Annotated in this window: 13 protein-coding genes and 1 tRNA gene; 4 read left to right on the forward strand and 10 right to left on the reverse strand. The window is 55.0% G+C overall.

Features of this window, described 5'->3' with window-relative positions; translation table 11 throughout:
* Positions 1-1,491 (forward strand): hypothetical protein (locus tag ACGYLQ_RS07505; RefSeq protein ID WP_394441687.1); only part of this gene is annotated, 1,491 nt, incomplete at its 5' end.
* Between the two features lie 151 nt (positions 1,492-1,642).
* Here the strand turns inward: ACGYLQ_RS07505 and ACGYLQ_RS07510 are convergent.
* Positions 1,643-1,831, reverse strand: a complete 189-nt coding sequence (locus tag ACGYLQ_RS07510; protein WP_394441690.1) for a hypothetical protein — start codon at positions 1,829-1,831, stop codon at positions 1,643-1,645.
* Positions 1,832-2,500: 669 nt separating this feature from the next.
* Between ACGYLQ_RS07510 and ACGYLQ_RS07515 the strand changes: the two genes are divergently transcribed.
* Both ACGYLQ_RS07515 and ACGYLQ_RS07520 read left to right on the forward strand, forming a co-directional pair.
* Positions 2,501-2,713 carry a hypothetical protein gene (locus ACGYLQ_RS07515; protein ID WP_394441693.1) on the forward strand — a complete coding sequence of 71 codons (213 nt, stop codon included), beginning with the start codon at positions 2,501-2,503 and terminating at the stop codon, positions 2,711-2,713.
* Between the two features lie 382 nt (positions 2,714-3,095).
* Positions 3,096-3,392: a hypothetical protein gene (locus ACGYLQ_RS07520; RefSeq protein ID WP_394441696.1), complete on the forward strand. Its 297-nt coding sequence runs from the start codon at positions 3,096-3,098 to the stop codon at positions 3,390-3,392.
* Between the two features lie 1,144 nt (positions 3,393-4,536).
* Here ACGYLQ_RS07520 and ACGYLQ_RS07525 read toward each other — a convergent pair.
* The 8 genes from ACGYLQ_RS07525 to ACGYLQ_RS07560 form a co-directional block, all read right to left on the reverse strand.
* The gene (locus ACGYLQ_RS07525; RefSeq protein ID WP_394441699.1) at positions 4,537-5,253 is read right to left on the reverse strand and encodes a hypothetical protein; all 717 of its coding nucleotides are present in this window, start codon (positions 5,251-5,253) and stop codon (positions 4,537-4,539) included.
* The gene (locus ACGYLQ_RS07530) at positions 5,253-6,536 is read right to left on the reverse strand and encodes an AAA family ATPase (protein ID WP_394441701.1); all 1,284 of its coding nucleotides are present in this window, start codon (positions 6,534-6,536) and stop codon (positions 5,253-5,255) included. The genes ACGYLQ_RS07525 and ACGYLQ_RS07530 overlap by 1 nt, the downstream gene beginning before the upstream one ends.
* A gap of 421 nt (positions 6,537-6,957) precedes the next feature.
* Positions 6,958-8,208, reverse strand: a complete 1,251-nt coding sequence (locus ACGYLQ_RS07535; RefSeq protein ID WP_394441704.1) for a type II toxin-antitoxin system HipA family toxin — start codon at positions 8,206-8,208, stop codon at positions 6,958-6,960.
* Entirely contained in the window at positions 8,208-8,573 is a 366-nt protein-coding gene (locus ACGYLQ_RS07540) for a helix-turn-helix domain-containing protein (protein WP_276154741.1), read from the reverse strand. Before ACGYLQ_RS07540 ends, ACGYLQ_RS07535 begins: the two co-directional genes overlap by 1 nt.
* Before the next feature lie 211 nt (positions 8,574-8,784).
* Positions 8,785-8,982: a hypothetical protein gene (locus ACGYLQ_RS07545; RefSeq protein ID WP_394441707.1), complete on the reverse strand. Its 198-nt coding sequence runs from the start codon at positions 8,980-8,982 to the stop codon at positions 8,785-8,787.
* A 431-nt stretch (positions 8,983-9,413) separates the two neighbouring features.
* Positions 9,414-10,151: a hypothetical protein gene (locus ACGYLQ_RS07550; RefSeq protein WP_394441710.1), complete on the reverse strand. Its 738-nt coding sequence runs from the start codon at positions 10,149-10,151 to the stop codon at positions 9,414-9,416.
* A complete protein-coding gene (locus tag ACGYLQ_RS07555) occupies positions 10,148-12,202 on the reverse strand; it encodes a tyrosine-type recombinase/integrase (protein ID WP_394441712.1) in 2,055 nt (684 codons plus the stop codon). The genes ACGYLQ_RS07550 and ACGYLQ_RS07555 overlap by 4 nt, the downstream gene beginning before the upstream one ends.
* A 347-nt stretch (positions 12,203-12,549) precedes the next feature.
* Positions 12,550-12,624 (reverse strand) — tRNA-Asn (locus ACGYLQ_RS07560).
* A gap of 275 nt (positions 12,625-12,899) precedes the next feature.
* Here ACGYLQ_RS07560 and ACGYLQ_RS07565 point away from each other — a divergent pair.
* Entirely contained in the window at positions 12,900-13,289 is a 390-nt protein-coding gene (locus tag ACGYLQ_RS07565) for a DoxX family protein (RefSeq protein ID WP_394441715.1), read from the forward strand.
* 60 nt (positions 13,290-13,349) lie between these two features.
* On the opposite strand, the gene ACGYLQ_RS07570 is transcribed toward ACGYLQ_RS07565, so the two are convergent.
* Positions 13,350-14,936, reverse strand: coding sequence for a gamma-glutamyltransferase family protein (locus ACGYLQ_RS07570; protein WP_394441717.1), 1,587 nt, complete (start codon positions 14,934-14,936; stop codon positions 13,350-13,352).
* Between the last annotated feature and the right edge of the window lie 64 nt (positions 14,937-15,000).

Raw genomic sequence — 15,000 nt, forward strand, 5'->3', positions numbered from 1 at the left:
CATAAACCACGACGCATAACTGAGGGTGGGTCAAATCTCGGTGAAAATACCGGGTCAGTTCTCAGTGACAATCAACAGGCCGCCTATACTAAGCTTCTAACGGCTGCTGCACAGGTTGTTGGAAAGCTCTGTTCAGGTGAATCTCCCCTAACCCTGCCGTATACAGTGAGCGACTACACGGAATTTGCTCAGCTTGAGCGGAAAGCACAGGCACCTGGTGCCGAAATTCGGCCAGATCAGGACATTGAAACGCAGAAAAGGAAGCTGGAAGCCGCCGAGGGGGTGCATCACAAGGCATCCCGGTTCGCTGCGGTCTGGGAAGTCTTGGGCGAGGCCAAGCAGAAGAACCTCGCGGACTGCGAACGGCTTCGTTTATTTGCCAACAATCAGACAGAATTCCTTCGCATTAGCCGCTGCCGTCCCCTTGAGCACAAGGAACCTATCCTAATTTTGGATGCTGACGCGGATACCGAAATTCTGACTGCGATTGGGTGCGATGTGCAAGTTGAACATAGGCTATCGCTACGGCCGAACGCGCATATAGTGCAGGTCCACGATCAACAGATGTCCAGCACAGCGCTGTTAAAAAGCGAACAACAGCGCCAAGGCTTCTGCCGGGTAATTGCAAGGGAAGTATTGCGAGATCAGCTCTCAAGAAAAGAGGGTGTTCTTGTTGGAGCTACCAAGAAAGTAGTCAGGAAAATATTTGAAGACGCGGGTTGGGATTTCAGCGCAAAGAGCGACGAAGAAATTTCCCAAATTTTGCTAAATACTAAGTTACATGGTGCCGATTGGCTTTGGTTCGGAGGCCGGTCGTTAGGCTCAAATCGTTACGAAGGTTGCGGAACCGTCATCGTTCTTGGACGTCAGGAGTTGCCGATCTCGGTTCTCGAAGATCAAGGTCGCGCATTCTGGGGCGATACAGCCAACAGTCCACTCGAGTTAGTGGCACCAGACTTGAATGGAAAACATCGGCTACCCTTGACTGAAGTGCCTTATGAAATGGCAGACCATAGTGGGTTTGCAGTGATGGTGCCTTGTCATCCAGATGCCCGCATCCGACGACTACAACTTCAATCTCGGGAGTTGGCTACACGTCAATTAGTCGAGAGGCTTAGACTGGCCCATGCTCGCTTTCGAAAACGAGTTATTCTGGTTTGCAATATTCCGATACCTGGTCTGCCTGTAAATGAATTAGTCACCTGGAATGAATTGCAGGGAGATCGCATTGAGGCAGCTATTGCGCTGGCATTGGTCGACGGAAGAATGGTCAAGTTCGACTACAAAGGTATTGCAGCAGGAGCCCCAAGCGTTTTCAAAAATGAACATGCAGTGAAAGGATATCTAAAACGCAATAAGGCTTCAAAGCGGCTGCTAAGTAGATTCAAAGAAGCTGCAAAGACCTTTGGAGGGACCCTTCACCTCGAAGACTGTGCAGCTATTGTAGCACCAGCCGAGGACTCTTGGTCAGTGAAGGATTTGACTTTCTAAAGGAGTAATAGCGAATGGAACGCTGCGGCGTTGGACTACTGGCTGGGCAAGGACGTCGTCAGAAATCTTCTTTATTGGGTTAGCGATCAGGGTCAACAATGCCCCCGCCAGTGGGTCGTCCACGGACAAGGTATCGCAATAAGGAATCCGGTCATCTACACCCGTTATTCTTCTCCCCCTTGAGGAGATGGTAAGGCGCATTCGCGATAAATCGGCGCAGGCGCTCCGGATCGTGCGGCCGGTCCCGACCGCTAACCCGAGCCAAGTAGGCCATATAGGCGATCGTCACGCCAGCCAGAACAACCGACGCGATTGACACAACAATGTCAAAGGTAGCCATGTCCTCTCCTTTGTTCCGTCGTCCATGTCACAATGACCAAGATACATATAGCACGGGTTCTGTCGTAAGGCATGCCGAACCACGGACATTTTGCAGGGGGCCCTTCGTTTGTGACGACGAAACAAGCTACGCTGCCGAAGTTCGGCAAAGAGGCTTTACACCGCGTGCAAACGGGAATGGGCTAATCAGCTCTTGGTGCGATCGCCAAAGACCGGCATAGGGGCATATCATCCATCTTCTTCATTTAACGGATTGCCGACCCGGAAAGACTCTATTTTTGGATCAGTCGAACATAACCACCTTGCTCCTATCACCATAGAAGCAAAGCATTTTGACGAAGATTTCTGACACCGACACCACCATTTTCCACGCAGCGGACGCCGGAGGCCTGGTAAGGGCCACCCAAGAGACGATCTCCGCCCTGCGCCGGCATGGATTCACCGAACATGCGGCGGTGATCCGGCGCGCCACAGCGCAGTTCGTCGCTGGCCGTTCACTGGTGAGGTCGGGACACTGCGCCACTGGTGGGCTCTATTTGATCCTGCGTGGGACCTTTTGGCTAATAGCCCGATTGACGATCCTTGCATCGCTGATGAGACAGCTGACATTGCCAACTCCTATATTTACTGCGAGCTCGTCGCTCTCGGGATCAATCCCAGTAAGGACGGCGTGAATACAGTGACTACATGGTCAATCACCTATGCTGACCTGAACAATGCTTATGAGACCCTGACTACCATGCCCCAGCTGACCGACCCTGCACTTGAAGCGCGCGTTAGCCAAGTGGCGGAGCTGCTGGACCAGCTGACCTACGACACCTGCGCAGACACACAGGAAGAGCTTGAGGGAGAAACCCTCGCGGCCGCTGTATTGGCGGCATGATGGCAATATCGTATGTCGATCAGATATGACCTCCACCATTGATGAACTGTTCTCACCCGGCATCACTCACATCAAAGTTCGATGTTGGGAGTGCGGTCATACGGTGACCCGCAGGCCTGGCGATGTGCCCGACGGCATTACCCAACACGAGTTCGAGCGCCGGTCTGTCTGCAAGTGCGGCACAGGCTGGCCACAGGTGACCAGATATCCGCGTAAAGCCTCTACGTCGATGTCGGCAGTTTCGCGAGACCGGTGAGTTGTTTGGTGATGCACAGACCGTGCGCGCTGCACGGCAGAAACTTTAATCATGCTGGTCCCGTTACTCCCCCAGCAACGATGAAGTCGCAATCACGCGACAGTCGTAAGATCAAAGGGTCGTAGAATGAAACTGATTATGACAACAGCCGCCATCGCCCTGATTTCCACTGCCGCTCTGGCTGACACATCGACCTACCGCCATGACCTCTTCCTGGATACCTCGATCGGTGCTGAGAAGACCTTCGGTGATGAAGCCCGCATGCTGGCACCCCTTGAGTCGACCAAAGCCAATGACATCACATTCAGCACAGCCGACAACAGTTTCGACGCGGACACAGTCATGAGCACCCGCTCCGCAAAGCGCAGCCCCGGCGAAGGCTACATCTACGGTGGCTACGGCCCCGGCAACGACAGCCGTTAAGTAACAGTAGATCAGAGATCGCTGTTTTCCCTCAGTGCGCCAGATTTAGGTTCTGGCGCACTTTTGCAATCGTAGCAATTGCTCCGAAGGCCGGTGACATGTCACCGCTTGACAGAACTTCCCCCAATGCTTGAAGAGGCTAATATCTTCAGTTGGCACTATTCACATTTTGCAAGTGCGGCACAGGCAGGCCACACGTGTCCCGGTTTCCCAGCAGGAAACCGACATCGAGGTGATAAGCTTCACGCGAGGGAGACGACATGAAACCCAAGGCGCCCAGATTTTCGTTCAAAGACCGCGCAGCTGAGAAAGCCGCCGCGCGCGAACGCGATGAAGAACTACTTCGTTCAGGTGAAGTTTCGCCCGCGGATATGGCGCGCGCTAACGGCGGTTCCGTCCGAGGGGTGCGTTACAAAGGCCCAGCAAAGAGCATTCAGGCACTCGCTGCGTCCCAGCCGTCAGAGGACGACAGCGCCTGACCTGCGGTGACCCGACAATGAAGAAGAAGAGGAAGATGCCGCGCTTAATACGCTCTGTCATGCGCGGCAGGGCGAAATGCCGATTGAGGTCGATATCCATAATATCTGAAGGATCACCGGCACGAATATTGTCAATTCACTACTCCGCCAACTTGAGCCAGCCCTTAGCATTTCGTGGTGCAGCTCGTGACCGGTCTCGTGGACTCGACGCTATGTTTAACCAAGGCTGGAGGTCAACTTAGCGGATTTTCCTGCCGTTTGCTGCCGCTGCTCAGTTTGCGCTGCGATTGCGAGGACCTTTGGAATGAAGGGCGGAAACCGGACTTTCTCTGCACGTGCGAATTCAACCCTACCAGATCATGGTGGCAGACGTTCGGACGATAATAAGTATCAGAGCAAAGCGCGACCTGAATGAAAAATATAATGTTGCCCTTTTCATGCAGACTACCTCATGATCGATCTTGATTTTTTTTCAGTTGAGCAGTCTGTCTGAGACTATTAACGGAATTTGCTAAGTAATCCGTAAATTTTTATGTTCTGCCCAAGCCGAGATCCAAGCCTCCAAACCCCAAGACCGAGCTTATCTGCGCGAACATCTAACCCGACTAAATACTTAGGTTGAGGAGACGCGATGACTGGCAATGAGCCCACATGTTGCGGCGCCACTAAGCTACAGCAATTTCATGGGCATCATCGAGCATCTGATTGAAGCTACCGCTCCTTCTAATCAAGTGATCTATCTTTGCGAGGTTCGCCTGGCAAAAATCATTTCGCAAAGCTCTATCCTTAATTCTTCGCCCTTCATCGACGAGAACTGCATTCGGTAGCGCAGATAGCGCAGCAAGAAGCAATGCGTTGGTTTCTCCGATTGGGATTTGCTCGACTTGTCGCTCCGGATCATCGGGCAAGACTCCCACGCACCATGATTCTGAATTGTGCAAAGCTGCACAAATCACGTGTTTTTCAGCTTTAGCACCTTCCAGCGATAACTCGCTAAAATTCACAATCGCACGCTTCACGGTATCGATATGAGAGAGACCCTCAGGAATTTCCCCTGCATGCTTTTTGCAAAAATTAATAAACCCTTCATCTGCCGCGCAATCAGAGTCCAAACAGATTATTATAGCATCGCACTTTTTTGACGCGAGTCGACCACTGAAAAGTCCACGACCTAAAATAGATACTTGCCTTTGCTTGAGGTTATTATTTTTGAGCCAGAGAAGCGCATTTGACCACCCGCAATTCATTTCGCTTGTCTTGTCGAGCCCTGGCTGCAGGTCAATAAAATCTGCAGAAACGCCCCTGTCAGAAAGCGCTGTTGAAAGAAAATTTGCCACTGTAATGAAATCCGTGGCCCCCTCACATACGAGACCAAAGCGCATTAAATATCGCTCCCTAATGCGCCCTCGATTTCGCCATCGATCCACATCTCGGACAATCGGCGCCCTTGACTAATTTCATGCCATTCAGATGGCGACATGCCACTTGGGGGCTGCAGTCTTTCGATCATGGTTTCACCATCCTCAGATCTTGAAACTACAAAAATACGGGTAGCGTCGTCAAAAATGTCGAATGCATCCAAAGATGTCGGATTATGGCTGGTGAGGAAAACCTGCTCCGGCCCCCTGCTGAGCGAGTATTTGGATTTCGCCTCTGTAGAATAAATTATTTCATCCAGAAGAAGGCGCGTTAATCTCGGATTCAGCGCGCTATCCACATTGTCCATAGCGAAAATCTTTGGGGATTGCTTGTGTGCGATGAGCATTGCAGCAAACAATAGGAACAGCGTCCCCTCACTACTATCATACACGGAGAGCTTATTGCGTTTGGCGTGCATAAAGCTGTCAACAAAGTATACCATATCTTCATTTGCCAGCTCCATGTCGCTGGAGGTGGTAAATTCAGAAAGCTTACCGACTTGGAACGAGGACGCCCAGCCAGGAGCAAACGGCAAATGTGCCGCTCGATTGACAAGGGTTACCTCCGGATCATTTCTCTCACCTTTTTTCCTCGACCGGTTTGGGACAGGCAAATCATGAAGAAAGGTCTTTACCGCGATTGGTAGGCCTTCACCATGCAGTCCAATTGGAGGTGTATCTACCGAACCTACTCTACGCCCTCTCAAAAATTCAGTTTGAGGCGCGTAGATGGCGTATTTGGAGATTTTCTCAATTTCTTCAGAAGCCTCTTCCGGATAATCAAAGATACTTCGAGTTTGATCCCAAATGCCTCTGTATTTGTCCATTCCGCGCTTCAAGCGGCTACCCATAGCGGTCGCACCATTCGGGCTTCTCGCGAAAAGTTTTTCTCCTGCTTGCTGAAAGTTTTCGTGCGAGAATGCAAGCGCAGTGTCGATCTCGGATGAACTCAAGGTGCAAGTATACTGAACATCACAGGAGGCTTTAGCTTTCAAAGTAAATGTTCGCGGGAGATCTTGGTATTTGAAGGCCGACTTCATCAAGGCGGGCGGTGTAATTCTGACGCCTTTGCGACGAAAATCGCTATCTGAGAGACCTCTGCTTAGAGCCGCAGAGATGATACCTATTGCCTCAAGGAAGTTGGATTTCCCACTACCGTTGCCACCGATAAAAATATTGACCCTACCAAGTTCAAGCTTTAGCGCGCGGATCGACTTGAAGCGCTCGATTTCGATTTCTGTGATCACGGGTCTGCCTCAATTTGGCCCGGTGAGGGGTCTTTGAACAAAGCTCTACACGCCTTTGAGCCGGATGGCAAATGCGGCGTTTGGACCTCCATGCCGCTAAGGCTTTGAAAAGGAAAGTTTTATCCCGCTTCGACCCTGTTCAGTTTGGATGCGTCTCGAAACTTGAGGCCCAACTCGGTGAGTAGATGTCCTCGCCGTGTATCGTGTCGGCAGAAAAATCCGCTTTGATTTTGCTGCACGGCAGCAATCGGCTGGTTTGTGAACTGCAGCTTTGGGCCGGCCGCACCAAGCGCGCCCATGATGCCACTGCGAAGCCTCCAACGGCTTACGCGGTCAGTTTGGAGCTCAAAGCGGACGTAGCGCTTCGAGGCTCAGAAACGCTCAACCGTGGCGTTGCCGCCGAGAGATCGACGGCTGTTGATCAGAGACTAAGAGCCTTCTCTGCCTCGCTGTGTTCAAAGGCGTCTGCGAGAGATTTCAGATCTTCTCCACCAACACCGAATTGCCGCATGAGAGGTCTCCACCGGTTGGCGATGACTGATGCCATTGCACGCACCCGCTTGCGCGCCTCGTGCTCCGATAGGTCGAAGAACTCCGCAGCGGCCACCGCAAGATCGAGTGACGCTACAAATGGCCCTCCTTCTATGATCGCCGTCTCCAGATAGCGATGGCGTCCCGCTTGTGGGTTCACATCAAAGAGCGGAGAGAGCCGCCAAAGGCCGTTGTCGGCGTAGATGAAGCCGTGGTTCTTCAAGTGATCATCCGTGTTGGTGACAAGGACGTTGAAGGCCATTCGCGCCCAAAGCTCATGCAGATCTGCCCGCGCAGCTTTACTGATCATCCGGATCGCCTCTGCGATCTCCGTATAGGAGCCTTGACCCGCTCCGGATCGATTAAGAGCCGTGCGCGCTGAAAAATAAGGGACACGCATGCCTGCCCGCCGATCGAAGCGCTTGATCAGGGCCACTGGATGGTCAGAGTTTTCCAGCACCAGGCGCGCATCTGGCGCACGCAGGCCGCATTCCCGCGCCAACTGGAGCGTCGCGACCTCGATGCGCTCCACAGGCCTCTGGTCTCTCAGGGACGAGAACTTAGCAATCCAGAGCGCGTTGCGGTCTTGCACATTTACCTTCGGTCGAGCGCCGCCAATCGAGGCGCCGGCGTCTGCGATCAGGCGCAGATCCTCGCTCGACACCTCGCGTCGCTGCTCGACCCCGAGCGTGATCTCCCGGAGTGCGTCAAGCTGGTTGAGGTTCGGCACTGGTGCGCGATGTCCACTGATGATCCCGCCGCCTTCTCCAGTGAACCGGAGTGCACCCTGACGCGTGGCATCATCCAACAGGGTAAGCATATCGAATTCACTGAGATCGGGGCCGTGAACGCGCGCCATCAAGAGACGTCCCCATGCATCAGGGGTTGCATCCTGAAAAACGGAAGGCAGGCTGTCGCGCTGATCGCCTGAGGATGCCTTGGTCACATAGGAGGGCGCTATTCGGAGCGGCAGGTGAGGTGCGATCGCGAAAGCGCGGGCATCGTCCAGCCAGCTTTCGAAATATTGAAATTCGGAATGATGGCGGCGCGACCCATGGGTGAACCGCAGCTTACCTACTGGCAAGAGTGCGCTTCCAAGGCAGACATGGGTGACCTTCTGTTTCGGAGCGCCCGGGGCCATCAGAAGCCTATTCCTTCATCATCGCCGTCGTCCTCATGGCGGCTATCCGGAACTCGTGTGCCGCCGCGCTTTACATAGGATATCCCCCGCTTGGGAATCGCGTCGACTGCGAGGGACAGGCCCACAGCATCCTCTTCTATTCGCAGGATCTCTGCGAGTGCATCGGGCTCCCCGAGCGCCGCAAGCACCCCGGCCAGTTTCCCGATGCCCACACCAGCATCGCCCCGCTCCAGACGCTGGATCGTCTTTTCTGACACGCCTGCGCGCTCGGCGAGATCAAGGATGGCAAGACGACGCGCGAGGCGCGCTTGTTTGATGTTGCGGCCAAGGTCTACTAAAGCTCTCTGAGCACGAAGATTCGACATTGCGGGTCTTATGTGGCTTTTAAAGTATAGATGTTGGTCATATATGACCTATTAACCGGCGAACTTCAACTAACAAGGTTGGAGCGGACCAATGGGCTCGGCGTATCGTTGCAAGATATGGTTGATATCTTGCCGCTGTCGGTATCCGAAACGCCACAGCAGGCGAAAGTTTTTCCAGAGAACACTAACACTACGGCGCCAGGGGCTGCGTCTATTCTCCAAGCGCGTTCTTGGCCTGAGGAAGGTCTTTATCATAGACAAGGTTCCCGTCCTCATCGAGGCCAACTCCAGTTCCAAGACGTCGGCGTCGTTCGAAAAAGGCTTCCTCTTCGGGCCCAGGCTGGCCCACCTTCTCTATAAACCATTCAGTCCACTTGGGGTCTGATTCATCCGGTTTTGGGTGTGTCATCCCTGTGTTCCTACTCTGCTGGACTGAGTCTATCATAAAAATGACGCTAAAACCGGGTGGCGCTAAATCTACCCCAGCGCCGCCTTAGCTTGGTTGGTTAGAAAACTTGATTGTGGACTAAGAGGTAGCAAAATCGAGATTAACAGGTGCCCCCACCCTCTTCTGTGACGTGAACTCTGAACCTGTGGCACATCGGCGATAGCGCACAGCTGTAATCGAGGTGGCGTCGCGCGACTTTCCCTAAGATAATTGCGTTACGTGGCCAATGGAACCAGGGCCGCAATTCTGGGACAATGTGAGTGGCCGTGTTCAGCCGCCTTGGAGTTGAGCTATGGGAAGATATATCACCAATCCAGATTGCTGGTTCCGAGCCCCTTACGCTTTCAATCTGGAAGATTTTGGGCCTTACCCCTAAATATTCAGTCCCGAATTTACCTCCGGTAAGGTCTATGACGAGTTTTCACCATTTCTTTCAAGAATATCTTCTCGCCCATTCTGTCGTATGCCGATATTGCATCACGCCGCTGCCGTTCACGGAAGAACTCCTCATACATTCGTATGAAGTTACCAGCCGCAGCGAGAGTTTCTAAAGGAATTTTAGGATGGTTAATATTCCGTTGCAGCCCCTCAATTATTCCTGCGAGTCGACTGGCCAACTGCTCGTCATCCTCACCGGCAAGGGCGTCTTGGCGGAGTTTCTCCGGTCGCGCGGAAAGGAGCTTCGAAACCTCTGGTCCGTTTCTCACAGATCTTAGAACCCTAAGATGGCGTTTGAAAATCTCAATCTCCGATGGCGGAATCGGCATGGCCTCCAGGGCTTCACGCACGAAGTGTTCGATCGGCACCCAATCGCTCCACGGTCGCTCCCCCTCGAGGAGGGGGAACAGATAGGAAGGTTCGGAGAAATCCAGAGGAAGAGAGAACGAAGCCTTGATCGGCCCTCGCCGCTTCGGTTGATAGGTCGCTTCCATCGTCAGTTGTGCGCCCCTGTAGCAAACCGCCACGTAAGTTGATCCTGCGTTACTCTCGGCGACAGTGCCGGATGCAACCATAGCATCTCCCTCTTCCATTACTTCGAACGGAAGGTCACCATCTTCTCCTGAGTTGCTCTTCCCTCCACCTGAACGAGGGCCAAGCCCCCCCTCAAACTTGTTGCCCTTCTGTTTCATGACGCACTCCTATGCACCAGGCGTAGTCTATTACCTTCATGCAATGCCTTGGGATAATCTGCGAGCGGACTTCGCACGCGCGCTGTATCGAACGGAACTTTACCCACCTCCTTCAGAAGGCTTGGCATGCTGATGCCCTTTTGCGCGTAGGACTTCTCTCCTTCATCCAACGGTTCGTGCCCCATGAGTTTGCGCCGGTGGGCCCCCGGACAAGACGCGTCTAATAGACGGTGGTGGAAAGTGGTGCGTAGGGCGTGGAAATCAAGCCCGTGCCAATAGACGTCATTTGTGCGGCGATAATACCCGAATGTCTTTGTGAAATTCTCGGTGTAGGTGCCCTTGTTCGCACCTCGCTTAAGCGAAGGAAAGAGGCGACGTTGGCTGTTCTTTTTTGCCCGCTCAGCCAATTCCAAGAAACCCAGTTCAATCAAAGCCGGATGCACAGGAACCTTTCGTGTCGCATTTGCCGATTTGACTGAATCTCCCAATTCCTGCCGCACGATGACGTAGGCGACCTTGCTGTCCCATTGAACATCCATCGGTCCCAGTTGGGCGGCCTCTTCACTGCGAAGTCCCATCAGGGCGGCAATCAGCGGCATCCAGAAGAGTGGATCTGCGTCGCCATTCGCCTTCCCCTGAAATACTGGAGACGCCAAAAACTCGTCAAACCGATCGTCCCAGGGCTCACGCTCCAGCAGGGCCTCCGTCGCCTTCAAAGCTTTTTCTTCACGGTTGGTGAAGGAGCAGATATCGAAGGGATTCACTTCAATAACACCGAGCTTCTTGAGCATGGTGCCCACTCTATTAACGGAGCGGACAAGCCGCACGAAGGTATTCACGCGCAGTCGTGGTTCAGCCTTTGCCATGCGGAGATCGCGAATTTCTGCCTCATTCGTGATGCCGTTTCGCCGGGCTTCGCGCTCGGCCGCATCCATGGCTGCTGCTTCGCGCTTATCAACTTTTGCGTTTAGCGCTCGGTAGCTCTTCGCAGTATATTTTCTACCCTTGCCATGGTATTTTGATAGCCTCCGGATCATTTCGATTGTGCTTTCAATGTCGTCGGGAGACGCTTGCGTAAACTCTTTCGCTCGAAACTCCTCGGCCCAAATTTTGGAAGCCGTCCTCACTGAGGAAAGCGATGACTTTTGCCACTTGTCCCCTACTGCCTTGTCCGGTTTCTGATGCCTTTGCCATTCATCGCCGAACCCTGCGGACTTCAAGGCGGTATAGACCAAGAAGCCGTCTGACACCTCCATTGCACCACCTTTCTTTAAAGCTGCGAGAACCTCAGGAGAGCAGGACTGCAGCACACCTCGGCTTCTCAATAGGGCGTGGAGCCCTTCCTCCTGTGTAGGCGTCGAGGGCGCGGGTGTGTGTTCTTCAAGAACCTCAGTTTGAAGTGGCGATGCTTTGGATGATGCAAACCAAGATCGGGGAAACAATTTCATGGCTTCTTCCTTGTCAGTTGGAGAGATGGACGTCATCGTCGTGGGAGTTTGGGCATTTGCGCCAGGGTTTGATTGTTCAGCAATCACGCTGGAAAAGTAGGGACTCGGACCGGGGAACTCTCCTTGGTCGCGCCGAACCTTCTCTTGGCTCGCATCGAGCATCACGCGAGTAGCTTCGTAGGCGAGAAGGCGCGCCTGTTCGCTCGCCGCAGCGGGGAGTTTGATGCCAAGATGGTTGGCAACATGCCGCAGCGGTTCCTGCACTATGCTGTAATCATGCTGAAAGAATGCCTTTCGCAGGACCGCCTGTCGGGCGGCCTCTCGTTCGAGCGCCGCCTGCGCGAGCTGCGGCGACCTCGGATCCGCCAGTGCACGCTCGCGATCCCCCGCCTCAATTTCGAACCGGGCAAAGGCTGTCAGCAAAGTTGTGGTATCTTGGGGAGAAAGACTCATGCTTGTCGCTGCGTAGAGGAAAATCTGATCGCTGATGGCGCTGAGCTTGCGAGCAAGATCAGCAGCCTCCGGAAAAGCATGGGTTTTCAGCGCAAAACATATGGAGATTTGCGAATCGACGGTTTGAATCCCCGAATTTTCCTCTTGCAAATTAGAAAGTCCCTCCGAATGCGCGATCGCCCTTCGCAAACCGCATTCGGTTTGGGTCGGTTTGACTCGATCTGGGGTAAATTTTGTCGATAGGGGGCTATCCGCGATCTGGTTCAGACGAAGGATTGAGCGGGGGATTCGTCGTCGCCAAACGTATCCCTGAGGCCGAAGTTCGAGATGAGGAATGCGCGCGTGTTTGGAACGGGCTTTTGGCACCAAGTGTGACTCCTTGTGACTCCGCTGTGTCCGGAGTGTGTAAGGCGGTGTGTCAAAACCTGTGTCCGAAACGCGAAAAGCGCCCCCGAGGGAGCGCTTTTTCGTTTGTTTCCAACCAGTTCAGAGGAGGTTGGCTCCGGCGGTAGGGATCGAACCTACGACCAATTGATTAACAGTCAACTGCTCTACCGCTGAGCTACGCCGGAATTCCTATGTCTGTCTTTCGGGCAACGCCTTCGGACAGCGGCTCTTTAACGCGGGCGGTCCGGGGTGCGCAAGAGCAATTGACCGATTGAAGCGAATTTTTTTCGATTATCTGCAAACGCCCGTGAAATGCGTCCCTCGCCACGGTTCCCTACGGGGCTCAGCATCACAGGTCCGTGACACATCCCCTCCTCCGGCGCTTAGGGCTGGACGGGTTGCGCGGGCTGCGATTGAAACTGGGCTCGTATGAACAACTCAATGTCCTGAAAGGGAAAACATGACCTTCCTCTCCCCCTACCAGCCGCAGATACTCTCGCTTTTCCGTATCATGTCGGGGCTCTTGGTGCTGCAACATGGCACGACCAAAATCCTTAGCTTTCCAGCCGGGCCGATGAACAGCGTGTCGATCGCCTCAATGGGTGGAATTGCGGGCGTGATCGAATTGGTCTTTGGCGTCTTGCTGGTGATCGGCCTGTTCTCGCGCCTGTCAGCCTTTATCCTGAGCGGCTTGACGGCGGTGGCCTATTTCATCGCGCATATGCCGCAGGGGTTCTTTCCGCTGCTGAATGGCGGTGAACTGGCGGCGCTTTACAGCTTTGGCTTTCTCTACCTTGCCGCCGCCGGGCCGGGGCCGTGGTCGGTCGACGCGATGCGCGGGCAAGGCTGAAAACAAAACGGCATGGCCCCGGAACGGGCCATGCCAAACTCACAGGGGTAGCGGCCCTAATTAGAAACCCGCCGCCTGCCCGTCTTTGCGCGGATCGGATCCGGCGGAATATCCGCCCTCGGGCAAGCGCTGCACCAGCTGCGCGCCGCCGAAGCCGAACGCGTTGTCCGGCGCTTCGACATGGACGACATGACCCAGATCGCGCAGCCCTTGCAAAAGCTCGGGCGCCATCGCTGGTTCGCAAGCCACTTCCAGCCCCGACAGAATGCGCCAGCGCGGCGCATCGGCGGCGACCTGAACGTCCTGCCCCCAAAGCTGCGTGCGCAGCAACAGTTGCATATGGCCCTGGGCCTGAATCGGGCCGCCCATCATGCCATAGGCCATCAGGGGCTGGCCGTTCTTCATCGCGAAACCGGGGATGATCGTATGGAAGGGCCGTTTGCCCCCCGCCACGATATTCTGATGCCCCGGCTCAGTGGTGAAGCCAAAGCCGCGATTCTGCATCGACACGCCCGTCCCCGGCACCACCACGCCCGAGCCGAAGCCCGCGTAGTTCGACTGGATGAAGCTGACCATCATGCCCGAGGCATCGGCCGTGCTCATCAGAACCGTGCCGCCTTGCTTGGGCGCGCCGGCGCCAAAGTCCTGCGCCTTCTCGGTTGAGATCAGCGCGGCGCGGGACTTGAGGTATGCGGGATCGAGCAGCGCCTTTTCGTCGACCGCCGTCATGGCCGTGCGGTCCGCCACATAGGCATGCAGATCACTATAGGCGAGCTTGCAGGCTTCGATCTGCAAATGCACCGCCATCAGGTCGTCTGCGCCATGCGCCCGGATGTCGCTATGTTCCAGAATGCCGAGCGCCATCAGCGCGGCGATCCCCTGCCCGTTTGGCGGAATTTCATGCAGTTCCACATCGTCAAAACTTTGGCTGATCGTGCCACACCATTCGGGCTTACTGGCCGCCAGATCCGCCATGGTCATCGCGCCGCCATTGGCCTTGGCATGGGCCACGATCTCTTCGGCGATCTCGCCTTCGTAAAAGGCGCGGCCATTGGTCTCGGCGATCAGCCGCAGGGTGCGGGCCGCGCCGGGATTGCGGAACCGCTCCCCCGCTTTCGGGGCGCGCCCCTCGGGGAGGAAGGTCTCGGCAAAGCCCGGCTGCTTGCCCAGAACCTCGGCCCCGCGCGCCCAGAGTGTCGCGATAGTGGGCGAGACGAGGAAGCCCTCTTCGGCATAGCGGATCGCCGGGGCCAGCACCGTCGCCAGATCAAGCTTGCCGAACTTCTCCATCAATTCGACCCACGCGCTGACCGCGCCCGGCACGGTGACACTGTCCCAACCATGCTCGACCATGCCCTCAGGGAACCGCTCAGGCGACCAAGCGGCAGGCGCGCGGCCCGAGGCATTGAGCCCGTGCAGCTTCTCCCCGTCCCACAGGATGCAGAAAGCGTCAGAACCCAGCCCGTTGCCCGTAGGCTCCACCACCGTCAGCGCCGCGGCGGTGGCAATCGCCGCATCCACCGCATTGCCCCCCTGCTGCATCATCAAGAGACCGGCCTGCGTGGCCAAGGGCTGAGAGGTCGCGACGACATTGTCGGCAACCACGGGAGATCGGTGGGACGGGTAAATGGGATCGTGACGAAGCATGGCTGTCCTTTGCTTGGGTAAGGCCAGCGGCGCGGTCAAACCGGCCGCTTGCGGCGTTGCCGGC

The organism is Sulfitobacter sp. 1A12779 (genome assembly GCF_043557315.1).
Lineage (GTDB): Bacteria > Pseudomonadota > Alphaproteobacteria > Rhodobacterales > Rhodobacteraceae > Sulfitobacter > Sulfitobacter faviae.

Bases quoted from the DNA above. Each gene is read 5' to 3' on its own strand.
- ACGYLQ_RS07520 (WP_394441696.1), top strand. From the start codon at position 3,096: ATGAAACTGATTATGACAACAGCCGCCATCGCCCTGATTTCCACTGCC.
- ACGYLQ_RS07525 (WP_394441699.1), bottom strand. From the start codon at position 5,253: ATGCGCTTTGGTCTCGTATGTGAGGGGGCCACGGATTTCATTACAGTG.
- ACGYLQ_RS07570 (WP_394441717.1), bottom strand. From the start codon at position 14,936: ATGCTTCGTCACGATCCCATTTACCCGTCCCACCGATCTCCCGTGGTT.
- ACGYLQ_RS07545 (WP_394441707.1), bottom strand. From the start codon at position 8,982: ATGACACACCCAAAACCGGATGAATCAGACCCCAAGTGGACTGAATGG.
- ACGYLQ_RS07565 (WP_394441715.1), top strand. From the start codon at position 12,900: ATGACCTTCCTCTCCCCCTACCAGCCGCAGATACTCTCGCTTTTCCGT.
- ACGYLQ_RS07510 (WP_394441690.1), bottom strand. From the start codon at position 1,831: ATGGCTACCTTTGACATTGTTGTGTCAATCGCGTCGGTTGTTCTGGCT.
- ACGYLQ_RS07535 (WP_394441704.1), bottom strand. From the start codon at position 8,208: ATGGCCCCGGGCGCTCCGAAACAGAAGGTCACCCATGTCTGCCTTGGA.
- ACGYLQ_RS07550 (WP_394441710.1), bottom strand. From the start codon at position 10,151: ATGAAACAGAAGGGCAACAAGTTTGAGGGGGGGCTTGGCCCTCGTTCA.
- ACGYLQ_RS07540 (WP_276154741.1), bottom strand. From the start codon at position 8,573: ATGTCGAATCTTCGTGCTCAGAGAGCTTTAGTAGACCTTGGCCGCAAC.